Annotated in this window: 21 protein-coding genes; 7 read left to right on the top strand and 14 right to left on the bottom strand. The window is 37.5% G+C overall.

Annotated elements, in window-relative coordinates:
• Positions 1 to 37: 37 nt before the first annotated feature.
• The gene (locus tag JNG87_RS09725) at positions 38 to 550 is read right to left on the bottom strand and encodes a YceI family protein (RefSeq protein ID WP_110011802.1); all 513 of its coding nucleotides are present in this window, start codon (positions 548 to 550) and stop codon (positions 38 to 40) included.
• A gap of 528 nt (positions 551 to 1,078) precedes the next feature.
• Between JNG87_RS09725 and JNG87_RS09720 the strand changes: the two genes are divergently transcribed.
• Both JNG87_RS09720 and JNG87_RS09715 read left to right on the top strand, forming a co-directional pair.
• The gene (locus tag JNG87_RS09720; RefSeq protein WP_202843752.1) at positions 1,079 to 3,217 is read left to right on the top strand and encodes a S9 family peptidase; all 2,139 of its coding nucleotides are present in this window, start codon (positions 1,079 to 1,081) and stop codon (positions 3,215 to 3,217) included.
• 423 nt (positions 3,218 to 3,640) lie between these two features.
• Complete coding sequence (locus JNG87_RS09715; protein WP_202843751.1) at positions 3,641 to 4,666, top strand: LLM class flavin-dependent oxidoreductase; 1,026 nt, start codon at positions 3,641 to 3,643, stop codon at positions 4,664 to 4,666.
• Between the two features lie 74 nt (positions 4,667 to 4,740).
• Here the strand turns inward: JNG87_RS09715 and JNG87_RS09710 are convergent, their stop codons facing one another.
• From JNG87_RS09710 to JNG87_RS09700, 3 genes are all read right to left on the bottom strand, one after another.
• Complete coding sequence (locus JNG87_RS09710; protein WP_202843749.1) at positions 4,741 to 7,776, bottom strand: AAA family ATPase; 3,036 nt, start codon at positions 7,774 to 7,776, stop codon at positions 4,741 to 4,743.
• 3 nt (positions 7,777 to 7,779) lie between these two features.
• On the bottom strand, positions 7,780 to 8,985 hold the full coding sequence (locus JNG87_RS09705) for an exonuclease SbcCD subunit D (protein WP_202843747.1): 1,206 nt from the start codon (positions 8,983 to 8,985) through the stop codon (positions 7,780 to 7,782).
• A gap of 145 nt (positions 8,986 to 9,130) precedes the next feature.
• Entirely contained in the window at positions 9,131 to 9,283 is a 153-nt protein-coding gene (locus tag JNG87_RS09700; protein WP_171006328.1) for a hypothetical protein, read from the bottom strand.
• A gap of 121 nt (positions 9,284 to 9,404) precedes the next feature.
• Between JNG87_RS09700 and JNG87_RS09695 the strand changes: the two genes are divergently transcribed.
• Positions 9,405 to 9,653, top strand: a complete 249-nt coding sequence (locus tag JNG87_RS09695) for a VF530 family DNA-binding protein (RefSeq protein WP_202843745.1) — start codon at positions 9,405 to 9,407, stop codon at positions 9,651 to 9,653.
• Between the two features lie 146 nt (positions 9,654 to 9,799).
• A complete protein-coding gene (locus tag JNG87_RS09690; RefSeq protein WP_202843743.1) occupies positions 9,800 to 10,300 on the top strand; it encodes a peptidylprolyl isomerase in 501 nt (166 codons plus the stop codon).
• A 190-nt stretch (positions 10,301 to 10,490) separates the two neighbouring features.
• On the opposite strand, the gene JNG87_RS09685 is transcribed toward JNG87_RS09690, so the two are convergent.
• Together JNG87_RS09685 and JNG87_RS09680 are read right to left on the bottom strand one after the other, a co-directional pair.
• The gene (locus JNG87_RS09685) at positions 10,491 to 10,880 is read right to left on the bottom strand and encodes a YchJ family protein (RefSeq protein ID WP_202843741.1); all 390 of its coding nucleotides are present in this window, start codon (positions 10,878 to 10,880) and stop codon (positions 10,491 to 10,493) included.
• A gap of 243 nt (positions 10,881 to 11,123) precedes the next feature.
• On the bottom strand, positions 11,124 to 13,265 hold the full coding sequence (locus JNG87_RS09680; protein ID WP_202843739.1) for a M3 family metallopeptidase: 2,142 nt from the start codon (positions 13,263 to 13,265) through the stop codon (positions 11,124 to 11,126).
• Positions 13,266 to 13,450: 185 nt separating this feature from the next.
• Here JNG87_RS09680 and JNG87_RS09675 point away from each other — a divergent pair, with 185 nt between their 5' ends.
• Complete coding sequence (locus tag JNG87_RS09675; protein ID WP_202843737.1) at positions 13,451 to 14,278, top strand: GIN domain-containing protein; 828 nt, start codon at positions 13,451 to 13,453, stop codon at positions 14,276 to 14,278.
• Position 14,279: 1 nt separating this feature from the next.
• Here JNG87_RS09675 and JNG87_RS09670 read toward each other — a convergent pair whose 3' ends face one another.
• From JNG87_RS09670 to JNG87_RS09650, 5 genes are all read right to left on the bottom strand, one after another.
• Positions 14,280 to 16,169 carry a monovalent cation:proton antiporter-2 (CPA2) family protein gene (locus tag JNG87_RS09670; protein WP_202843736.1) on the bottom strand — a complete coding sequence of 630 codons (1,890 nt, stop codon included), beginning with the start codon at positions 16,167 to 16,169 and terminating at the stop codon, positions 14,280 to 14,282.
• 3 nt (positions 16,170 to 16,172) lie between these two features.
• The gene (locus tag JNG87_RS09665) at positions 16,173 to 16,694 is read right to left on the bottom strand and encodes an NAD(P)H-dependent oxidoreductase (protein ID WP_110011719.1); all 522 of its coding nucleotides are present in this window, start codon (positions 16,692 to 16,694) and stop codon (positions 16,173 to 16,175) included.
• Between the two features lie 194 nt (positions 16,695 to 16,888).
• Positions 16,889 to 17,701, bottom strand: a complete 813-nt coding sequence (locus tag JNG87_RS09660; protein WP_062675618.1) for a TPM domain-containing protein — start codon at positions 17,699 to 17,701, stop codon at positions 16,889 to 16,891.
• The gene (locus tag JNG87_RS09655) at positions 17,682 to 18,110 is read right to left on the bottom strand and encodes a TPM domain-containing protein (RefSeq protein WP_227942397.1); all 429 of its coding nucleotides are present in this window, start codon (positions 18,108 to 18,110) and stop codon (positions 17,682 to 17,684) included. The genes JNG87_RS09660 and JNG87_RS09655 overlap by 20 nt, the downstream gene beginning before the upstream one ends.
• Positions 18,111 to 18,112: 2 nt before the next feature.
• Positions 18,113 to 18,718: a LemA family protein gene (locus tag JNG87_RS09650; protein ID WP_034693337.1), complete on the bottom strand. Its 606-nt coding sequence runs from the start codon at positions 18,716 to 18,718 to the stop codon at positions 18,113 to 18,115.
• A gap of 73 nt (positions 18,719 to 18,791) precedes the next feature.
• Between JNG87_RS09650 and JNG87_RS09645 the strand changes: the two genes are divergently transcribed.
• Together JNG87_RS09645 and JNG87_RS09640 are read left to right on the top strand one after the other, a co-directional pair.
• Positions 18,792 to 19,289 carry a dihydrofolate reductase gene (locus JNG87_RS09645; RefSeq protein ID WP_202843734.1) on the top strand — a complete coding sequence of 166 codons (498 nt, stop codon included), beginning with the start codon at positions 18,792 to 18,794 and terminating at the stop codon, positions 19,287 to 19,289.
• A gap of 148 nt (positions 19,290 to 19,437) precedes the next feature.
• Complete coding sequence (locus JNG87_RS09640; protein WP_202843733.1) at positions 19,438 to 20,007, top strand: DUF2892 domain-containing protein; 570 nt, start codon at positions 19,438 to 19,440, stop codon at positions 20,005 to 20,007.
• 82 nt (positions 20,008 to 20,089) lie between these two features.
• Here the strand turns inward: JNG87_RS09640 and JNG87_RS09635 are convergent, their stop codons facing one another.
• From JNG87_RS09635 to JNG87_RS09625, 3 genes are all read right to left on the bottom strand, one after another.
• Positions 20,090 to 20,725: a trimeric intracellular cation channel family protein gene (locus tag JNG87_RS09635; protein ID WP_047428487.1), complete on the bottom strand. Its 636-nt coding sequence runs from the start codon at positions 20,723 to 20,725 to the stop codon at positions 20,090 to 20,092.
• A gap of 110 nt (positions 20,726 to 20,835) precedes the next feature.
• A complete protein-coding gene (gene coaD, locus JNG87_RS09630) occupies positions 20,836 to 21,300 on the bottom strand; it encodes a pantetheine-phosphate adenylyltransferase (RefSeq protein ID WP_047428484.1) in 465 nt (154 codons plus the stop codon).
• Positions 21,301 to 21,387: 87 nt separating this feature from the next.
• The gene (locus JNG87_RS09625; protein WP_202843732.1) at positions 21,388 to 22,371 is read right to left on the bottom strand and encodes a D-alanine--D-alanine ligase; all 984 of its coding nucleotides are present in this window, start codon (positions 22,369 to 22,371) and stop codon (positions 21,388 to 21,390) included.
• Positions 22,372 to 22,393: the final 22 nt, after the last annotated feature.

Here is a 22,393-nt window from a genome sequence, read left to right as displayed (position 1 = left end):
GAAAAATCCCTGAACCTTTTAAAATATATGTTATTAACTATGCTTGCTTTACAAACTGTAATTCACCAGCTACTTTTACATCATCACTTACCATTACACCTCCTGCTTCAAGAGCAGCATTCCAGTTTAATCCGAAATCTTTTCTGCTGATTTTTCCTTCAAAAGAGAAACCTGCTTTTGTATTTCCCCATGGGTCTACATTAATTCCTCCGAAATCTACATCAAGTGTTATAGGTTTTGTAATTCCATTGATGGTAAGATTACCTACAACAGTATTGTTTAATGCCTGAGATTCAAATGTGATCGTAGGGTGAACTTCAGCATTGAAGAACTCCGCCGACTTTAAGTGATTGTCTCTGTCTGTATTGTTGGTGAATACAGAATCCGTCTGGATAGTAGCAGTAGTTTTAGCATTTGCAAAAAACTCATCTTCAGAGTCAATTTCAGCAGTGAAAGTTCTGAAGCTTCCTTTTACGTTAGAGATCATCATGTGTTTTACTTTGAAAGTAATTTCACTATGCGTAGGGTCTAAAATCCATTTTGTTGCCATTGTATTTCGTATTTTTTGTTTGTTATTAATAATGCAAATTTAGGACAGCGTACCTATACAAGTCATTGATATAGGATAAGAAATGAGTTTTTTTGTCAATCGTCAATTTTGCTCCGGAAGTGAATGGTGAATTTATTTCAACATCCAATTGACAAGCGAAGCGGATTGACAGTTCACGATTGACTCATTTAATAATCAATGATGAATTTTGCTTCGCAAGGAATGGTGAATTTATTCCAACATCCAAATTGACAAGCGCAGCGGATTGACAGTTCATGATTGACTCATTTAATAATCAATGGTGAATTTCGCTTCGCAAGTGAATGGTGAATTTATTTCAACATCCAATTGACAGCGCAGCGGATTGACTATTCACAATTCACCTATCCTAATCCCGTTAAAAATTCTACTATTAAGTTAAGGAATAATTCCTTTGAATACATGAATTCCATTTTATCAATGTTTTAATTTAACATTTCTTAACGAATGATTTTTATTTCTTATTTTTGAAGGATTCAATTTTATACAATGAAATTACATAAATTTTCTTTATTGATGCTGGTTGTAGGCAGTTCAGCATTTGCCCAAACCCAGAAGTTTACCATGGCGGAGGCTGTAAATGGGATGAGAACCAACCTTGCTGTGAAAAATATCTCTCAGTTTTCATGGGCTGCAGACGGAAAATCTTATATCCAGGCGGTGAAAGGCGGTTATCTGATCACAGATTTGAAGACCAACAAACAGGATACCCTGATCTCCTTGAGTCAGCTGAACAGAAACCTTTCTGCTGATAAGCTTAAAACTGTTCCCGCAATCAAATTTACAGGGAATTCTAAAGGATACTTTACTACAGAAGGTAAAATGTCATGGATTGAAAAATCAGGAAATGACTGGAAAATAAAAAGTACAGCTGTCATTGATCAGGATGCCGCCAACCTAAAAATGTTTGGTGATAACCAGACTTTTGCCTTCACAGTAAAGAATAATTTGTTTGTAAACAAGAGCGGAAAAACGATTGCTGTAACTAACGAAGCCAACGAAAATATAATCAGTGGTCAGGCAGTTCATAGAAATGAATTCGGAATTGATACCGGAATTTTTCCTGCCCCGAATTCTGAGAGTGTAGCTTTCTATAAAATGGATCAGAGCATGGTAGCAGATTACCCGATCATCGATTGGTCTGTAACACCTGCTGTAAACAACAATATCAAATACCCGATGGCTGGTCAGACTTCTCATCAGGTGACATTAGGCGTTTTCAATCTTAAAACCCAATCTACCACTTTCTTAAAGGTGGAGGGAGAAAAAGACCAATATCTGACAGCGGTTACATGGAGCCCGGATTCAAAATATATCTTTGTAGGGGTTCTGAACAGAGGCCAGAATCATATGAAAATGAATCAGTATGATGCTGTAACAGGAGAATTGGTAAAAACATTATTTGAAGAAACAGACAGCAAATATGTAGAGCCGCAGCACCCGCTTACTTTCTTCCCGAATTCTAATACGGACTTTATCTGGCAGAGCCAGAGAACAGGATATAATCATTTGTTCCATTATAGTCTTGAAAAAGGACTGGTAGCTCAGATTACAAAAGGAGATTGGCTGGTAACTGATATTTTAGGATTCAATGAAAAGAAAAAGGAGATCTACTTCACCTCAACAAAAGAGACTCCTTTGGAAAGACATTTATACAGAATCAACTGGACCAACTTCAAAATGCAAAAGCTTGATAATGCAGAAGGAATGCACATCGGAACTTTGAGCGGCGATGGGAATTATCTGTATGATGCTTACAGCAATGCGAATTCACCGAGAGTTGCCAACATTATCAATACAGCTAATTTAAAAACTACGAATATCCTTACTTCTGAAAATCCATTAAAAAATTATCAGAGACCGGAAATTAAAAACGTAGTGTTAAAGGCTGATGACGGAACTCCTTTGTATGGAAAAATTATTCTTCCAACCAATTTTGATCCGAACAAAAAATATCCGACTATTGTTTATCTGTACAACGGACCACACTTACAGCTGATCACGAACAGCTTTCCGGCCTCAGGAAACCTTTGGTATGAATATATGGCTCAGAACGGATACATTATTTTTACAATGGACGGAAGAGGTTCTTCTAACCGTGGAATGAAGTTTGAGCAGGCTGTATTCAGAAACCTGGGAACTACAGAAATGAACGACCAGATGAAAGGTGTAGAGTACTTAAAATCTCTTCCTTATGTAGACGGAGATAAAATGGGAATTCATGGATGGAGCTTCGGAGGATTTATGACAACAAGTTTTATGCTTCGTAAGCCGGATGTATTCAAAGTGGGTGTAGCAGGAGGACCTGTAATCGACTGGAGCATGTACGAGATCATGTACGGAGAAAGATATATGGATACTCCGCAGGAAAATCCACAAGGTTATGCGGCTGCAAATCTATTGGATAAAGTTCAGAACCTGAAAGGAAAATTACTGATGATTCACGGTGCACAGGATGATGTAGTCGTATGGCAGCATTCTATTAAATTCATCAAATCTGCTGTTGATAACGGAGTTCAGCTGGATTACTTTACTTATCCGGGACATCCGCATAATGTGATCGGGAAAGACAGAGTTCACCTGATGCAGAAAATTACAGATTATTTTGATTTGTATCTGAAGAAATAATAATACAATCCAGTCGGAAAGGCTGGATTTTTTGTTTTTGCTACACAAGTATTATGTTTTTTGGAAAACGCAAGGGCGCAAGATTATTAAATAGGTTATGTTGTAAGACGCAAGGATTTTATCTGCGATAAAATTTTATGATTTGTAATTTTATTTCACGCTGATTTTGCAGATTAAGCAGATGCAATGGAAATCTGCGTAATCTGCTTGATTTGGGATAAAATTTAATCTAAATATCATTCTGCCTTTGCTGAAAATCTTTGATTTTCTTGCGCCTTAAAAAATCATAAAAATAAAAATTCCTTGCGCCTTTGCGTTTTCCAACAAAAGAATCATCAGTATTCAACAGCCCTTCCGATCTTAACAAACATCAATGTTTTTGATTTTCCATAGTGGTAACTTTGTATCACTAAAATCAACAATATGGAATTAGGAATAGGAATGTTCGGTGATCTGGCTTTTGACCAGTCAACCGGGAAATATAGAGATGCAGGAATTAAGATCCGTGAAATACTGGATCAGGTAAAATTGATGGATGAGGTAGGAATTGATGTTTTTGCTATGGGAGAACATCACCGTCCGGATTATGCTGTTTCCTCTCCGGAGATTGTTTTGGCAGCAGCAGCAAGCATTACAAAAAATATAAAACTGGCCAGTGGAGTTACTGTTTTGAGTTCTTCGGAGCCGGTAAAAGTGTATGAGGATTTTTCAACGCTGGATTTAATTTCAGACGGAAGAGCAGAGATCTTTGTCGGACGTGGAAGTTTCATCGAATCATTTCCTTTGTATGGCTATTCACTGAATGATTATGAACAGCTATTTGATGAAAAACTGGAATTATTACTGAAAATCAATTCTGAAGAAAATGTAAGCTGGTCAGGAAAACTTCGTGCACCGATGCAGAATCAGACGGTATACCCAAGAGCAAAAAATGACGGAAAAATTTCCATCTGGAGAGCCGTTGGGGGAACGCCGCAGTCTGTTTTGAGTGCAGCACAATTGGGAATGCCATTAGTGGTAGCTATTATTGGAGGAATGCCAATCCAGTTTAGAAATCTGATCGAGTTTTATAAGCAGGAATACCAAAAAGCGGGACATGATGTTTCAAAAATGCAGATCGCAATTCACTCCCATACTTTTGTGAGTGATGATCAGAAAGTAGTGGATGGATATTTCCATAATTATAAATCACAGATGGACAGAATTGGAGTTTCAAGAGGTTGGGCTCCTTATACAAAAGCACAATATGAAGGTGGAAGAAGTAAAGATGGTGCATTATTTATCGGAAGTCCGGCGGAAGTAGCAGACAAGATTGCTTATATGAAAGAAATTTTCGGAATTACAAGATTTATCGGCCACATGGATGTAGGAGATCCTGCTCATGATGTGATGATGAAATCGATAGAATTGTTTGGAAATGAAGTGAAGCCTGTTATAAAAGGACTGTAACAGGAAAGTTTGTGAGGTGTGAAAGCCACGAAAGATCTGTTTCTTTTGTGGCTTTTGTTGTTTTAAATATAGTATTAAACAATCTCAATCAGACTTCCTCTTTCTTCGTCTTTAATAATATTGAGTGCTGTAGGAATTTTCTCTTTCAGTTCTTCCACGTGCGAAATAATTCCTACAATCCTGTTTTCTTTCATCAGGTTGGTGAGCGTTTCAAAAACGATATTCACAGATTCCGTATCCTGAGTTCCAAAACCTTCATCAATAAAGAAGAAATTTTTATCGGCCTGCGCATTGGCCTGAACACTTTCTGCAAGAGCCAGAGCCAGACTTAAAGATACCTGAAATGCCTGGCCTCCGGAAAGTGTTTTGACACTTCTGCTTTTTCCTTCGTTGAGGTAATCAATAATTTCAAAATCGTTATTCTCATTCAGCTGGAGGCTCAGCTGATTTCTGGTCATCCGGTGAAAACGCACATTAGCATGATCACAAAGCTGTCTCAGATAAATAGATGAAACATATTGTACAAAACCCGCACCTTTAAAAAGATTCATCATGATTTTTAAATTTTCTGAGCGTTTTTGAAGTTGTGCAAGTTCTTTCAGAAGTTCCTCTTTTTTTACAAATTCCTTTTCCAGACGATCTATTTCAGCAGTTTTTGTGACTACAGAATCACTAATCTGCTTTTGTTCGGTTTGTGCTTCGGTGAACTGCTGTTCAGCGATAGAAAACTGTTCGTTATTGAACGAAAGGCCTTTCAGTTTTAACTCCAGCTCTCCGATGAATTTCTTTAAAGCTTCAAATTCAACTTTGAAAAGCTGAACTTTAGTCCTCACCAGCTCAACATTAATTTCCTGAAGTAAAATATTCTCAACTTCTTTAAATTCTGTGAAATTTTGATCAGCCAATGCTTTGACAACTGCTTCTTCATTCCCTGAAATTTCCTTCTCCAGCTCTGTAATCTGCTTTTCAGATTGGCTCACAATAGCCTTTTGCTCTGCCAGTTTCGGAGAAAGAATTTTTTCCTGTTCTACAGTTTTCAGGTAATTCTCTTCAATCTCTTTATTAGAATAAGCAAGCTTTTGATATGATTCTTCAATTTCTTTTATTTCCTTTTGAGCATACAGATCCCATTCGAGAATTTTAAGACCGGAACGGCTGATATTAATTTGCTCCTGCTTCGAAACTTCTTCCAGACGGAAAGCTTCAAGAGCACTCTTATATTTTTCCAGTGTTTTGGATTCTCTGTCAAAATTTTCCCTTGCTAAAGCGATATTCCGTTCCGTTTCTTCAATCTTTTTCTCCAGCGTAAACGAGTCTGAGCGTTTTTTCTCAAATTCCTCTTCCTGGTTGGAAGCAAATTGTTTCCAGGTGAAATTCAGCAGATGATTTTCAATATCCTTCTGAATCTGCAGCAGTATTTTTTGTTCCGAAAAAAGCTGTTCCTCAAAGATCTTTTTACGGTCCAGAATCTTGTCAATTTCAGCCTCCTGCTTTTGAAGTCCTGTTGCTTCCTGTTCAAGCGATGCTATTTTCTCCTGAATTTCCTGCAGTTCAGTATTTACATCATGAAATTCCACAATATGCGGATGTTCTTTAGAACCACAGAGCGGGCAGTTTTCTCCGTCATGAAGTTCACTGGCAAAACGGGAAAGTTCTTTTTGTATTTTGAGATGATCCAGTTTCTGGGAAAGTTCCTTTTTTTGAGCCTCTAAGGTTTCTTTTCTGATTCTGAAATCTTCTTTATAATTTTCGGTATAAGCAAAAGGCTTTAATTCTTCTGTAATTTCTCCGATCTGCTTTTGATGTTTCCCGATCTTTTCAGCTTGTTCCTGAAGCGATTTTTTTAAATTCTTTTGCTGAATAAACCAGTTGCCCACTTCAGAAAGCAGGGCAGAATCCAGTTTTTGTTCTTTTAAGGTTTTAATCTGTGCGGAAAGCTCATCAATAGTCTTTTGAATTTTCTCTTTATGAAGATTTACTTCTTTTACTTTTTCAGAACCTTTCCGGGTTCTTTCGTTCAGGATCTTGATTTCTTCAGAAAATTTCAGGATCTGAATAATAAGGTTCAGATCATTTTCCTGAATTCTGGATTGCTCTAATGCCTTAAACTGTGGTTCAAGAGTCATGAGCTGCTCTTTTACAGTATTAAAAGCCCTTTCAGTTTCCTGCCAGTCTTTGATTTGCTGCTCCTTTTCGTTTCGTTTTGAAGCAATTTCTTTTGAGAGTTTATTTTTCTCAATAATCAAAGGGTTGAAAATTCTGAAAATCCTGTCGTATAATTCTGCCTGCATTTCCAGAGCATCCATCTGAGGCTTTTCTTCTGAGAGTTTACTGAATTTTTCTTTGTTTTGCTGTAAACTGTCAAAGTCACTTTTCAGGTTTTTTAGCTGTTGATAGGTCTGGGAAACCTTTTCCAGTTTTTCATTGGATTCGGAGAGCTTTTTTTGTTCCTCTGCAAGCTGCTCTTTTTGAATCCGGATCTTCTCTTCATTGATTTCTTCGAAACCTTTTAACTGTCCTTCCAGCTGATCCAGTTCAGATCTGTTTTTTACATTGAGTACAGAAACATTGTTCTGGAGGTCAAATTTCTGAAGGTTAAAAATTTCCTTCATCATGTTCGTTCTTTCTGCAGCGCCCAATTCAAGGAATTCTTTGAACTGTCCCTGCGGAATAATGATGGTTCTTTTGAAGTTGGAATAGCTTAATCCAATAATAGGTTCTGCATTCGAGTGATCCAAAGGAATCCATTTGCCATTGATGTTTTCATAAAATGTAACCGCGTTAGGCTTTACTTCTTCAAATTTCTTTGAATTTCGCTTAAAATCACGGGAAGCACGGAAAAGTTTATTCTCATAATTGATAAAATCAAATTCAATATAAGAACTGTTTGATTTTAAATTCATCATGTTATAAGCCCTTTTATCGCGCATATTCAGACGTTCCGTTTCACTGTATAAAGCAAACGAAATGGCCTCAAGAACTGATGATTTTCCGGAACCCACAGCTCCGAAAATCCCAAACAGACCCGCCTCAGTGAGATTTCTGAAATCAATGGTCTGGCGTTCCCGGTACGAGTAAAGTCCTTCGATAGTTAATTGAACAGGGATCATGGCTTATGCATTTAAAATTTCGTTAAACAAATTCATCAGTTCTTCATTGGCTTCCTGCCCGCCGTTTTTGGATTTAAAATAATCCTTGAATAAAATATCAATATCCTGGCTTAAATTGATCTCCTGGTTTTGATTTTCTGCCAATTCCATATTTTTTATTTTAGGGATAAGGTGTACAATTCCGTTGTGAGACTGGTAGATTAATCTTCTTTCGTCTGCCGTTAAAAAAGTCTCACTTTCCAGCGTAAGTTCAATAAATGTATTGGGATTTTCACCCAGCCACTGAACAGCATCATCAATGGCGGTAAATGTTTTTCGGACTAAAGCTCTCCCGCTTTTCAAAAGTTTCTTCTCGTAGGAAACTGTTTTTCCAGGTTCTGCGTCAATAATGGAAACATACTTCGTCTGTCCCGCTTCACTGAAACTATAGCACAGAGGAGAGGATGAATAAATCACAGGCTTTTCCTTCGTTCCTATATTCTGAAAGCCATGAAGGTGACCTAATGCCGTATATTGAATCTGCTCAGGAATACTGTCCGAAAAAATCAGATCTGCATTTCCAATTTTAATAGGTTTTTCTCCTTCGGGTTCTTCCAGAATTTCTGCACCTCTTTTATTCATATACAAATGAGCTGTCAGAAGATTCACTCCGGAATCATCACAAAACTGATCCGCAAGATTTTTCCATTCCTGTGCAAGTACTTTGTTAATTTCTTCTTCTTTATTTTCACCAAAGTATTCCTTTAACCGGACCTCATTCGCAAAAGGAGTATGAAGAATTCTTACAGGAAAGTTGATCCCATCAATTTTCAGCTCTATAAAACCTTCTTTCGAGTTGATGATACTAAAATGTTCCGTACCGAAAGGCACAATTTCCGCTTTGGGATGACCAATTAAAATAATTCCGCACTCTCTTGCCAGAGGATCGGGAGCATTGATTAAGCTGGGAGAATCATGATTACCGGAAATAGCAATTACAGGACGTTTTCCGTTCAGGGATAAACGTTTTAATGTTTTATAAAAAAGTTCAGCAGCCTCAACACCTGGATTAAAATTATCGAAAAGATCACCGGCAATGAGAACTAAATCAACATTTTGCTCATCGGCCATCTTAACAATTTCATTCATAACCAAAACCTGTTCTTCAAGTCTTGAAAAACGGTCGAGGCGCTTACCCAAATGCCAGTCGGCAGTGTGGAGGATTTTCATAATGTAAATTTGAGAATTAAAAAGAATATATGCAGCGTAATTTTCAAGTTGTTTCGCAGAGAATTATTTTGATGTTATTACAATGTAAAGATAGAGAATACTTCATTTTAAAAATTAAGGTTTCCCTTACTTCGGATCAAGACAATTATAGCTTATTGTCAGCTTCTCTTGCTTTGAAATCTTCCCGGATTTGTTTTAACCTTGCTTTTCTTTCAGCTTCTGCATTTTGTATTTTACGTTTTTTCTGATCAATTTTCTTTTTATTTTTCTTCCTGTTCGCTTCGTTGTTTTTGCTCATGTTTTGTAACGGATAATTTTTATGGGTAAGGAATAGCTTCTTCAAAAATAAGAAACAAAAAAGGAAGAAGAGGTGTAGATTTCCATATAAACTTATAATCAATTAATTTTGTAAAAAAAAGATGGAACAGCAGTTCAAAGATCCTCTACACGGAAAAAGACTTGATGCTATCCTGGAAGAACTGGTAGAATATTATAAAGGTTTTGAAAGGTTGGGCGAGCAGATCAATATTAAATGTTTTACAGATAACCCAAGCATAAGTTCTTCCCTTAAATTTCTGCGGAAAACACCGTGGGCTAGAACAAAAGTCGAGAGCTTGTATCTCTTTATGCTAAGACAAAAAAAGAGAGACGAAAGTAGAAAAAAATAAAGGCTGTAAAAAGAAAATCTCCATTTCTTTATGCCTTTCATAGCTTCCTTCTTCCAACCTCCAGCCACCAGGCTCACTGAATCATTTCAAAAAGAGTATATTTGTATGATTAATCGTGAAAGAAAATCACGAAAAAAAGAAAAAATATGACAATCGAAAACAATCACGTTGTAGCTGTAAAGTATATACTTCATACGATCGAACCAGATGGAAGTAAGATTCTTGTAGAAGAAACAACAACAGAAAATCCACTTACATTTTTGTATGGTGTGGGAATGATGATTCCAAAATTTGAACAGAATATCTTAGGTTTAAAAGCTGGCGACAAAGCGGCTTTTGTAATTCAGCCTGAAGAAGCTTACGGTGAAAGACAGCCGGATGCCATTGCACAGTTACCAGTGGAAATGTTTAAAGAATCAGGACTTCCGCCTGTAGGAGCTATTCTTCCTTTATCAGACAATCAGGGGAATAATTTCCAGGCTTTTGTAGTAGAAATTACTCCGGAAGTTGTAGTAGCAGATCTTAACCACCCGATGGCTGGGAAAGTATTAGATTTCGACGTGGAAGTTTTAAGCACTCGTCCGGCAACTGAAGAAGAGCTGGCGCATGGTCATGCTCACGGAATTGACGGTACTGAAGGTCACTAAAAATATAAATGCCCGATTTTTTCGGACATGTTTCAGATAAGAAAATGAGCCACAGATAATCCTGTGGCTCATTTTTATTGATAAATAGGTATTGGTTGCTTGGCATTCCCCTCCGGTGGAGGGGTGGCAAAAATTCAAAGAATTTTTGACGGGGTGGTTCTATACGCAAAGCATCACTAAATTTATTTTCTCAATCCGTTTCCTCATCCAAAAACTCCCCGGAAACATAATACCAGCGTTCGTGCATCTTCTGAAAAACAGAAAACTCATGATGAACTTGCGGATGTCCGTCCTGATCGGTATAATAAGCCTTAAATTCTACATGGTTTAAAGCCGAAGTTCTGATGATTTCCAGTTTCGTCCATTGGTTGATCTCTCCCCATTCCTGCAGATCTTTTTTATTGTGGTATTTTCTTTTTCCCGGTAGGGTAGTCTCCATCAGGTATTCACCATTCGGAATGGCAAAAGCGGAGAATCTTGAACGCATCAGAGCTTCAGCGGTAGGAGCATGTTTTTCTCCTGTGTGATAAGGTTTGCAGCATTCTTCATATGATTTTCCTGAACAGCACGGACAGTCCATTATATTGTATTTTAAATTTTGAACTGCAAAAATAATGAATCTCATTAGAAAGGAGTTCTGCCTATTTGAATTTTATAATGGAATTAATATGTTGAATTGTTCTATATTCAATAGAAACGGGCTTTAGCCCGTTCAAAATAAATAAACAAAAATCCACCGGCTTTAGCCGAAACATAGAAAATTTTATTTATCACAGATAGGTATAAAAAAGAAGCACTCTGATTAAAGAATGCTTCCCTTGATTTATTTAATAAACCCTCTGTTTCTCAATAAAGGTTTGATATCCGGATCGTGTCCTGTGAAGTCTCTGAATGCCTGGTTCAGATCTACAGAATTTCCAACTGAAAGAATATATTTTCTGAAACGGTCACCATTTTCTCTGGTCAATCCGCCATTTTTACTGATCCATTCCCATGCATCGTTATCCAATGTTTCAGACCATAAATAAGCATAGTATCCTGCAGAATATCCACCTCCCCAGATGTGGGCGAAATAAGGCGTGTGATACCTTGGCGGAACTGTAGCCAGATTAAATCCATGGCTGGCTAAAGACTGCTTTTCAAAGTCTAAAACAGGAATGAACTGATTTTCATTGCTTACCGTATGCCAATCCATATCAAGTTCAGCGGCCGAAACCAATTCTGTAGTCATATAACCCTGATTGAATGTAGCGGCCTTTTTGATTTTATCTACCAAAGCCTGCGGAATAGGCTGTTTTGTTTCATAATGTACAGCATAATTCTTCAGAACAACCGGATCTAAAGCCCAGTGCTCATTAATCTGGGATGGGAATTCCACGAAGTCTCTCGGTACATTTGTTCCTGAAAGTGAAGGATATTTCTGGCTGGCAAACATTCCGTGAATAGAGTGACCAAATTCATGGAAGATAGTTGAAACATCATCATAACTGATTAATGAAGGTTTCCCCGGAGCGGGTTTCTGGTAATTGTAACAGTTCACGATTACAGGTTTTGTTCCTAATAAATAAGACTGTTCTACAAAATTACTCATCCATGCACCACCGTTTTTAGAATCCCTAGTATAGAAATCCAGATAGTAAATGGCAATAGATTTTCCATCATGATCGAAAACTTCATACGTTACTACGTCCGGATGATAAACCGGAAGGTCTGTTCTCTTTTTGAAAGTCAGTCCGTAGAATTTTTCAGCAGCAAAGAAAACTCCTTTTTCAAGAACGGTTGTAATTTCAAAATAAGGTTTAATTTCACTTTCATCAAGGTCAAACTTAGCTTTTCTTACCTGTTCAGCATAGAAATTCCAGTCCCACGGTTCTACTTTGAAGCCTCCTTTCTGCTGATCAATAAGATCCTGAATATCTTTTGCTTCACGTCTTGCCGTTTCTACTGCAGGAGTAGCAATCTGGTTCATCAGTTTAGTAGCTGCTTCAGGGGTTTTTGCCATCTGATCCTGAAGTTTCCATTCAGCAAAGTTTTTCTTGCCTAAAATCTGTGCTTTCTTCAATCTTAGTTTAGCAAGCTGCTCGATGGTTGATCTCGTATCATTAGCATCTCCTTTCTCAGCTCTTGTCCATGAAGCTTTAAATAGCTTTTCTCTGGTTGCTCTGTTTTTTAAATTTTGTAAAAGAGGCTGCTGTGTTGTATTCTGTAAAGCCAGAAGATATTTTCCGGGTTGTCCTGCCGTTTTGGCATCAGCTGCAGCAGCTGCAATTTCATCAGCAGAAAGTCCTTCCAGTTCTTTCGCATCAGAGAAAAATACGCCTCCCTGCTTTCTTGCTTCCAGTAATTTGTTGGCATATTGAGTAGAAAGAGAAGCCAGTTCCTGATTGAGTTGCTTTAATTTTTCTTTATCCGCTGCGGAAAGATTTGCTCCCGCGATTTCAAAATTCTGCTTATAATATTGTAAAAGTCTTTTGCTTTCAGAATCCAGACCATCTTCTTTGATGGATTGTATTCTTTTGAAAAGATTTTCATTCAGGTACAGTTTATCAGAATGGGCAGCAAAAACAGGGGCATATTCTTCATCCAGAGCCTGTAAAGTAGGGTTTGTGTTCGCGCTGGTAAGATTTGAAAACACAATTTGTGCTCTTCTCAGTACTTCACCACTTTTTTCCAATGCAACGATGGTATTTTCAAAAGTAGGGGCAGCCGGATTGTTGGCAATTTTTATAATTTCAGCTTCATGTTGCTTTAAACCATAATTGAAAGCTGGTTTGAAGTGTTCGTTTTTGATTTTGTCAAACTCCGGAGCTTCGTATTGAAGCTTACTCTTCTTCATAAAAGGATTGGAAGCTAAAGAGGGGTCAGGTGCAGGTAGCTCCTGCTGAATATCGGTCTGTTTCATTGTAGTACAAGATTGATTGAACGCCAAGGCAGAAATTAATAATACCGATGAAATATTCTTCATAAATATAGTTGTTATTAAAGCATAAAGATATTAAAAACTTGTATCATAGAACATATTTCGGCGGATGTATTTCTTTAAGCCCTTTGTGGTATTTACAGTATTTTCAAATGTAATGTAATATTTTTTATAAATTAGTTGTTATTTAAATAAAGAAATCAATAAAAAAATTAACAAAAGGAATAAGCATGAAAACAAGTACTTTATTTATTTTTTCAGCCTTAGTGGCTTTAGCCTCATGTAATGATAAACATGAGAACAGAAACAGAGACCGTGAAGGAGACAAAAGTAATTGGGTAGAGAAAGTAGTGAGCAAAGAAAGCGGCCCGATACAGCATAAGGAATTTAATGGTGATTTTGATGAAATTCAGGTTTCACAGGCCATTGAAGCAGAAATTATAAAATCTGAAACTGAGAAGGTTGAAATCTCAGCCCCTCAAAGTATCATTGATGAAATTCTGGTAGAAAATGATGGCGGGAAACTGCACATTCATTATAAGCCGGGGATCAGAGTGATGAATATCAGTAAAGTGACAGCGAAGATTTATGCAAAAGACTTTAAAAAACTCCTTGCCGATTCAGCAGCAAGAATTATTGTAAAAGATAAATTTACCCAGGAAAAAACAGATATCGAAGCATCAAGTGCAGGAAGTATTTCCGGAGACCTTGAAGCGAATGATATGGATATCAATGTAAGCAGCAGCAGTAGTTTCGATGGTAAAATATGGGCCGTAAACCTTGATATTGAATCTTCATCAGGATCAACTCTTGATCTCTCCGGTAAAGCAAAAAAAGTAGACGTGAGTGCTTCTTCAGGGAGCAGCGTTTCTGCTAAAGGAGTTATCGCTGATGATGTAGAGGCAGATGCTTCCAGTGGAGCAAGTATACATATAAGTGCTGTTTCCAGTGTAAATGCCGGGGCATCATCTGGTGGAAGTGTGGATATCTCGAAAAAAGGAGAGCTTAAGAGCGTGATAAAAGACGAAAGCAGCGGTGGAAGCGTAAACATCCAATAAATTAATCCTGGGTTTCTTCCTCATCTTCTTCATCTGCGGATGAGGAACCTTCCCAGTTTTTATTTTCAAAATTAAGATTATCATAAGCTAATAATTCCTCCTCTCGCTGGAGGATTTCTTTTGTGGTAAACAGGGTAATGTCTTCATCATTTTCCTTCATTTTTGCCAGCTTCCGGATTGACGCTTTATCAATAGCCATAAATCTTTGTCCGAGACGTCTTGCTGCGTATTTTCTCATTCCCGTTTCATGAAGTACATCCACAGCCATATCCACAGCCGTTCCTAATGTTTCACGGTAAATGTGATTGACTCCGCTGTTCAGATAATCATAAGCATCAATCCTGTTTTTTGCCCTTACAAAAATTTTCACATTGGGATAATGTTCACGGACAAGTTCTGCAATAAACTTATTATCATCCGGATCATCCAGACATAAAACGAGAATTTCAGCATCTTCAATTCCTGCCGCTCTTAAAATAGGAATTCTCGTTGCGTCACCGTAATAGACTTTAAAACCATAGCTTCTGAGAAGCTTCACACGGTCAGAATCCCGGTCCAAAACGGTAGCTGATATTTTATTGGCTTTTAAAAGACGTCCTACGGTACTTCCAAAATGCCCGAAACCTACAATGATGATTTTCTTTTGAGTAACATTGCTGTCAAGAATATTATAGTCATGTTCCTCTTCAGGAATTTCTTTGATAAATGTCGGAGTAATAAATTTGTCATTGATGATGAGAAGAATAGGAGTGATACACATGGTAATTGCCGTAACAGCCATCATCTGTGCATTCATCTCCGGCCCTAAAAGATAAAGATCCGATGCATAATTAAGCAGTACAAATGCAAATTCTCCTACCTGAGAAAGGGCAAATGCATAAAAAAGACTTTGGGGAGTATCTATCCTGAAGAATTTTCCAATGGTGTATAAAACCACGAATTTTACAGCCAGCACGGCAAAAACAGTACTGAAGATAAATAAGGGATCTTGCTGGATAATATTAAAATTAATGGTAGACCCTACACTCACAAAGAAAACAGCTAAAAGCAAGCCTTTGAACGGATCAATCTGTGCTTCCAGCTCATGACGGAATTCACTGTTGGCAAGCATTACTCCTGCCAGGAAAGCACCTAAAGCAGGTGAAAGGCCGATCACCACCATCAGCTCCGAAACCCCAATAACCAGAAATAATGAAGAAGCAGTCAATAGCTCTGACATTCCCGATTTTGAAACATAGCGCAGAAAAGGAACAAATACATATCGCCCCAATAAAATAAGCAATGCTACTCCGAAAATAACCGTCCCGGCCTGAAGCCATTCCGGGAGTTTCTGGATCAGAATCTGAATTTCATTGTCATGATGCTTGGCTTTATAATTGGCCAGAATAGGCAATATGGCCAGAATAGGAATTACCGAAATATCCTGAAACAGCAGGGTAGAAAATGAAGCTTCTCCAGCGGTAGTCTTGAGGTTGTTTTTTTCTTGTAAAGTCTGCAGAACAATAGCTGTAGAAGATAGGGCAAAACACATGGCAATAGCAATGGCTTTGTCTACTCTCCAGCCTACGCTTGTGAATACCAGGAAAAGCAGCAGAATGGTAAGAGCCATCTGTGACAGTCCCAATCCCATTATCTTCTTTCGCATTTCCCAGAACTTCCGTGGCTCCAGTTCCAAACCTACCAAAAATAAAAGCATGATCACGCCAAACTCGCTGGCATGCATAATATCGTTAACATTGTTTCCTGTAAGTTTAAGGACATAAGGGCCTATGATAATTCCTCCTAAAATATAACCGATGACAGAACTCAGCCCTAATTTCCTGGCCAATGGAACCATGATAATGGCTACACCCAGGAAAATTAATGTGTTCATCGCTAAGCTGGATTCCATATGCTATTGATTGAGTAGTTCTGTAAATTCTTTTTTGTGTAAAATAATTTCTTTTTTAGAGAGCTTATTGGCTTCGTATACAATTTTGATATGTTTGATATCCGCTTTAAAAACTTTTAATGAAACAATAAGCCCGCTGATGAGTTCATCTATGGTATATTGATAAGTTCCGGTTTTGCTGAAAGATCTTTCTTTTCCGCCGGTGGTTACCAGAATATAGACTTCTTTTCCTTCGAGTGGATTATGTTCGCCCTCTTTCAGCCAGTCTCTGTCGAAAACTTCATCAATCCATAATCTGAGAAGAGGAGGCATTCCGAACCATATCAGGGGAAACTGGAAGATAAAACGTTCATAGTTTTTAAGGCGTTTCCTTTCCCGGAAAGCTGCGATATGAAAGTCAGGATATTCTTCGTAAAGATCTCTCAGGGTATAATGCTGGTGGCGAACGTAGAAATTGATGAGCTCTACATTCGAATTGGAGTGCTCCAGATAAGGGTGTGCAAATACTACCAGCGTCTTCTTCATAATCCTGTTTTCCGTAAATATAGTGAAAAAATATTGAATAAAAGGTGGTTTTTATGATGTTTTATTAACTTTTTAACAGCTAAATATCAATTTAACATTAATAAAAGTTAATAAATCAGTATTATTTTGGTTTTTAAATAAAAAAAATCAGATCGTGATGATCTGATTCTATATCATTTTTGAATATTTCTTGATTACCATCCACCGGATGCACCGCCTCCTCCGAAACTTCCACCGCCGCCGAAGCCTCCGAATCCGCCTCCGCCACCTGAACTTCCACCGCCAAAGCCACCTCCTCCGAAGCTGCCAGGGAATGGGAAGAAACCGCCAGGATAATTTCTGCGTCCTCTTCTGGTGATGATCACATCATCATCGTCGTCATTATTTCCGCCACGTCCACCACCTCTGTTTCCAAAAAGGATAGCAATGATGATGAAAATAATAAAAGCAATGATAAGAACTTTAAAGGCACTTCCATTACCGGAAGGAGCCGTTGTAGCTACAGGTTTGAATTTTCCCTCAACAGCCTCCATAATCGCTGAGGTTCCACCATTGATCCCTTCATACCAAAGTCCTTTTTTGAAATTTGGGGTGACGATGTAATCTAAGATCTGTCCAGCTACTGAAGCGGTAAGGTATTGCTCTACGGCACGCCCCTGTTGGATAGACATCGTTCTGTCTTCTGTTGCGATAAGGAAAACCACTCCGTTGTCTACTCCTTTTTTTCCGATTTTCCATTTTTCACCAAACATGGTGGCCAGAAAATTTACATCTTCTCCTTTGGTAGAACGGATGATGACAACTTCAATTTCCGTTGAGGTAGAATCTGCAAACTTGATCAGTTTATGATTAAGTGCATCTTTTTCCTGTTGGGAAAGTAATCCGGCTTCATCAAAAACAGGATAAAGCACTGCTGGCTTTTCAGGAATGGTATATTGTGCTGATACAAAAGTGTAAAAGCAGAGCAGTAAAAATGAAAATACTATTTTAAGAGAACGTAATTTCATTTGGAAGTTGGTTTGGGTTTTCTCCTTCTACAGGAAAATGTTTTTTGAGTTCAAGTCCTGTTTCCAGGATGGCACTTTTCAGAGCCTGATAATAATTTCCTTTGGCAAATTCTGCGGTGATATAATCGTGAAGATGATCCCAGTAAGACTGTTTTACTTTTTCATGAATGCCGGTATCTCCAATGATGGTAAGATATTTCTGTTCAAAATTGACATGGAAGAGTACTGCATTTCTGTCTGCTGTTTTATCCATAGCCAGTTTTTTGAAAACTTCAAATGCAGTCTTGGCATCGCGGTTTTCCGTATTGGAATCAATATGCACTCTGATCTCTCCCGTAGAATGATCTTCCGCAGACTGAATCGCTTCCACAAGGGAAGCGATCTGTTGATTTGTTAGGAAATTACCCATTATTATTTGAATACTTCAGGAGCTTTTTGAGCGCCTGCGTCAGCTTTGAAATAAGGTTTTTCTTTGAAGTTGGTGAAATTCGCCAGAATATTATTCGGGAAAGTCTTGATGGAAGTATTATAATCCTTTGCAGCATCATTATAGTAAACCGTTTCAGTTCTGATACTATTTTCAATAGCAGTGTATTCTCTCTGGAAGTTGATATACTGCTGGTCTGCTTTCAGGTTAGGATAAGATTCCACCACGGCCATCAATCTGCTTAATGCACCCGATAATTCTCCTTGTGCTGCCTGGAATTTAGCCAGATCAGCTTCGGTCATATTCGTAGGATCAATATTGATAGAAGTCGCTTTGGAACGGGCTTCCACAACTTGAGTTAAAGTTTCCTGCTCAAATTTTGAATACGATTTTACGGTTCTTTCCAGGTTAGGAATAAGGTTGGCTCTTTTCTGATAAACAGTCTCTACATTAGACCATTTTGCATTTACTGTCTGTTCTTTGTTAACAAAACTGTTATATCCGCTTTTTCCCCAGAAGAATAGAATTGCAACAATAATAAGAAGGGCAATACCAATGGTTCCTGCGCCCAGACATCCTTTATTTTTCATAGTTTATTTTTTTAAATTTTTTGTGCTAACCAAATATACAAATTATGTGCTAATTTTGTAAAAAATTATTTGAATGACAACAATAGTGGTGGCAATGGGAGAGAAAAATGAAATTGGTTTTGAAAACCAGTTGCTTTGGCATCTTCCCAAAGATTTGAAACATTTTAAAGAGATTACTTCAGGGCATCCGGTTATTATGGGAAGAAAAACATACGAAAGTATTGGGAAAGCCCTTCCAAACCGTACCAACATTGTTGTGTCAAGAAAGAAAGACTGGTTTGAAGAAGGAATCCTTATTGTAGGAAGCATCAAAGAAGCATTGAAATTTGCCAGGAAGATTGATGAAGAAGTTTTTGTTATTGGTGGCGGAAATATCTATGAGCAGACTATGGATGTAGTGGACAAACTTGAAGTTACTTTGGTGAAAGCAGATCTTCAGGCTGATACATTCTTTCCGAAAATAGATCCGAAAATCTGGAAAATGACCAACGAAATCTGCCATGAGAAAGATGAAAAGAACGGTTATGATTTCTGTTTCCAGACGTTTGAAAAAATAAAAAGCGAAGCGTAGAGCCAATAGTCAATTTTTGCTTTGCAAAGTGAAACGTGAATTTCTCACAGCTATAAAAATTAACAGGCACAGCGAATTGACCATTCACCATTGACTTTTTGAACTTTAAGCCTTAAATTTATTATCTTTGCACTTCTAAAATTTAATAATGAATAAATACATAAAAATTGCAGTAGCAGTACTTCTTATCCTGTTAGGACTTTATATGATGATTTTCACAAGAAATCTGGGATGGGGTATTGTTGTTTTTCTTTTGGCTGCATTTCCCATCTTGCTATTCTTTAAAAATGAATATATCCTTTTGGCATTCTGGCAATTAAGAAAGCAGAATATGGAGAAAGCCGGAGAATGGTTATCAAAAATTACAGACTATAAAACACAGCTTCATAAGACTCAATACGGATATTTCCACTATTTATCAGGGTTGACACAAGCTCAGGATCATCCTGCAAAAGTAGAACCTTTCATGAAGAAAGCTTTGGAATATGGTTTGAATATGAAACACGACAGAGCAATGGCTACTTTGAATCTGGCGGCAGCAGCTATTTCTAAAGGAAGAAAGCAGGAGGGGCAGAAGCTCCTAGAGGAAGCAAAAAGACTAGACAGCGCGGGAATGATGACGGATCAGATTAAAATGATGAAAGAGCAGCTGAAAATGCCAACCATGCAGAAGCATATGCATAACCCGAATATGAGAAACAGAGGAAAATTCTTCTAGTCTCCTAACATATACTATAAAAGTCCTGAATTTTTCAGGACTTTTTGTTTTTTATAGTGGAGATAAAAAGTGTCTTTTTAAATTACATTTCCGAATTATTATGATCATAGCCGTAAAATTTAGGCATCTGCCAGTGGTATTTTACAGCAAGTGTCCGTATGGCAACAATAAGGAGAATGGTGAGAATTTGTACAAAAGTATAGGAAAGTACAGAATATTTGGTCATCAACAGAAATACAGCTCCTCCCACAATACATGCTGTAGCATAAATTTCCTTTCTGAAAATCAAAGGAATCCTGTTGAGCAATATATCCCGGATGATACCGCCAAAACAGCCGGTTATGGTTCCTAATGCAATACAGATCATGGGGTGAATTCCTGCATTTAAACCTTTTTGTACACCAATTATGGTAAATAATCCGAGCCCGAAGCTGTCGAAGATAAATAAAGTGACTTTAAAGTTTTTCTCAAGAGATTTGAAGATCATTGAAAAAATACTGGTCACCAGAATCAGGGTACACATCAGAATATCATGCATCCAGAAAACAGGGATATCAAGCAGCAGGTCTCTTACAGTTCCTCCTCCTACAGAAGTTACAAATGCAATAATAAGCACCCCGAACGGATCCAGCCGTTTCTGCATTGCTGCAAAACTTCCGGACATGGAAAAGGCAATGGTCCCAAGGACTTCTATTGCAAAATTGAACTGTTCGTGCATATATAATTATAAATGATTGTTGATAAATGATAATTGATGAATGATTTCTGCTTAAGCAAATTCTTGGCCATTATATCAATTATCATTTATCGCTCATCAATTATATTTTTTTATCGCTCTACTCTCACGGATTCAGGAACCAATAGTTCGTATTCCCCTCCATGGTTAAGGATCTCTCTTACAATACTGCTGCTGATGAAAGATTTTCCTGAAGAGGTCAGTAAGAATACTGTTTCCAGTTTTTTGTGGGCTAAAGTTCTGTTGGTATGGGCAATTGCTTTTTCAAACTCGAAATCAGCCGGGTTTCTCAGACCTCTGATAATGTATTGTGCGTTTTTTTCAAAACAGTAATCAACGGTAAGTCCTTCAAAATAATCTACTTCCACATTGGGGAATTCTGCTACAGAGTTCTGGATAAATTCCATTCTTTTTTCAAGAGGGAACATATATTTTTTCTGAGAGTTTTGCCCTATAGCAATGATTAATTTATCAAATAGTGGTGCCGCTCTTTCTATAATGTCGTAATGTCCTAGTGTAATCGGGTCAAAAGACCCAGGGAAAACAGCAATTTTCATGTTGTACGAGTTATGATTTTGAGTAGTGATTATTTGTTAAAAGTGTATTCAATCTCTAACTTCTAACCTCTAATTTCTAACTTCTATTTATTTATTAAGTGCTTTTTCAACTTCATTTCCACAAAGATCCATGATGGAAATTCCATAATGTCTTGCCTGTTGAGGGAGAATACTTGCAGGAGAGAATCCTGGGTTGGTATTCATTTCAAGCATATAAGGAATTCCGTTCATCAGAATGTATTCACTTCTCGAAAAACCACTCATTCCTAATGAATTATAAGCTCTTTTAGCGATTTCTTCCACTCTTTTTGTGGTTTCCTCGTCAATTCTTGCCGGTGTAATTTCTTCAGAAGCACCTTCATATTTTGCCTCGTAATCAAAAAACTCATTGGTAGGAACAATTTCTGTGATTCCCAAAACAATGGTTTCTCCTTTAAAATCAATAACGCCTACGGAGACTTCCATTCCATCCAGGAAACTTTCGATCAGGATTTCGTCATCTTCCTTGAATGCAATTTCAGTGGCAGCAATAAGTTCTGATTTTTCTTTTACTTTTGAAATTCCCAGAGAAGAACCGGACTGGTTAGGTTTTACAAATAGTGGGAGATTCAATTCTGCTACAATTTTATCCACATTGATGTCTTCCCCTTTTCTTAAATAAATACTTTTAGCAGAAGGAATTCCGTATTTTGATAATACGGCAAGAGTGTCTTTTTTATTGAAAGTAAGAGCACTCTGATAAAAATCGCAGCCTGTATATTTTTGTCCAATAGCATCCCAATATGCCTGAAGAATTCCGTTTTCTCCCGGGGTTCCGTGGATGATATTGAAACAAACATCAAATTTTAAGTTTTCACCATTATCTAAAGTCACAGAAAAATCTCCTCTGTTGATGGCATATTTTGTGTCATTTTCCCCTAAAAAATACCATTCATCTTTAAGGACTACTACCTTATATACATCATAGAGATTTCTGTCCAGAGAATCATAAATCAATTGTCCGCTTTTTAAGGAAACAACATATTCATCGGAATAGCCTCCCATTACTACGGCAACACTTTTTTTATTCATAACCATATAGTATCAATTAAGG

The organism is Chryseobacterium cucumeris, assembly GCF_016775705.1.
In the GTDB taxonomy this organism is placed as follows: domain Bacteria; phylum Bacteroidota; class Bacteroidia; order Flavobacteriales; family Weeksellaceae; genus Chryseobacterium; species Chryseobacterium cupriresistens.
This window is presented reverse-complemented; position numbering and strand designations above follow the sequence as displayed.

Bases quoted from the DNA above. Each gene is read 5' to 3' on its own strand.
- JNG87_RS09685 (WP_202843741.1), bottom strand. From the start codon at position 10,880: ATGGACTGTCCGTGCTGTTCAGGAAAATCATATGAAGAATGCTGCAAA.
- JNG87_RS09650 (WP_034693337.1), bottom strand. From the start codon at position 18,718: ATGAAAAATAAAGGATGTCTGGGCGCAGGAACCATTGGTATTGCCCTT.
- JNG87_RS09715 (WP_202843751.1), top strand. From the start codon at position 3,641: ATGGAATTAGGAATAGGAATGTTCGGTGATCTGGCTTTTGACCAGTCA.
- JNG87_RS09625 (WP_202843732.1), bottom strand. From the start codon at position 22,371: ATGAATAAAAAAAGTGTTGCCGTAGTAATGGGAGGCTATTCCGATGAA.
- JNG87_RS09700 (WP_171006328.1), bottom strand. From the start codon at position 9,283: ATGAGCAAAAACAACGAAGCGAACAGGAAGAAAAATAAAAAGAAAATT.
- JNG87_RS09635 (WP_047428487.1), bottom strand. From the start codon at position 20,725: ATGCACGAACAGTTCAATTTTGCAATAGAAGTCCTTGGGACCATTGCC.
- JNG87_RS09640 (WP_202843733.1), top strand. From the start codon at position 19,438: ATGAATAAATACATAAAAATTGCAGTAGCAGTACTTCTTATCCTGTTA.
- JNG87_RS09680 (WP_202843739.1), bottom strand. From the start codon at position 13,265: ATGAAGAATATTTCATCGGTATTATTAATTTCTGCCTTGGCGTTCAAT.
- JNG87_RS09660 (WP_062675618.1), bottom strand. From the start codon at position 17,701: ATGAAATTACGTTCTCTTAAAATAGTATTTTCATTTTTACTGCTCTGC.
- JNG87_RS09670 (WP_202843736.1), bottom strand. From the start codon at position 16,169: ATGGAATCCAGCTTAGCGATGAACACATTAATTTTCCTGGGTGTAGCC.
- JNG87_RS09690 (WP_202843743.1), top strand. From the start codon at position 9,800: ATGACAATCGAAAACAATCACGTTGTAGCTGTAAAGTATATACTTCAT.
- JNG87_RS09695 (WP_202843745.1), top strand. From the start codon at position 9,405: ATGGAACAGCAGTTCAAAGATCCTCTACACGGAAAAAGACTTGATGCT.
- JNG87_RS09655 (WP_227942397.1), bottom strand. From the start codon at position 18,110: ATGGGTAATTTCCTAACAAATCAACAGATCGCTTCCCTTGTGGAAGCG.
- coaD (WP_047428484.1), bottom strand. From the start codon at position 21,300: ATGAAAATTGCTGTTTTCCCTGGGTCTTTTGACCCGATTACACTAGGA.
- JNG87_RS09710 (WP_202843749.1), bottom strand. From the start codon at position 7,776: ATGATCCCTGTTCAATTAACTATCGAAGGACTTTACTCGTACCGGGAA.
- JNG87_RS09705 (WP_202843747.1), bottom strand. From the start codon at position 8,985: ATGAAAATCCTCCACACTGCCGACTGGCATTTGGGTAAGCGCCTCGAC.
- JNG87_RS09725 (WP_110011802.1), bottom strand. From the start codon at position 550: ATGGCAACAAAATGGATTTTAGACCCTACGCATAGTGAAATTACTTTC.
- JNG87_RS09720 (WP_202843752.1), top strand. From the start codon at position 1,079: ATGAAATTACATAAATTTTCTTTATTGATGCTGGTTGTAGGCAGTTCA.
- JNG87_RS09645 (WP_202843734.1), top strand. From the start codon at position 18,792: ATGACAACAATAGTGGTGGCAATGGGAGAGAAAAATGAAATTGGTTTT.
- JNG87_RS09675 (WP_202843737.1), top strand. From the start codon at position 13,451: ATGAAAACAAGTACTTTATTTATTTTTTCAGCCTTAGTGGCTTTAGCC.
- JNG87_RS09665 (WP_110011719.1), bottom strand. From the start codon at position 16,694: ATGAAGAAGACGCTGGTAGTATTTGCACACCCTTATCTGGAGCACTCC.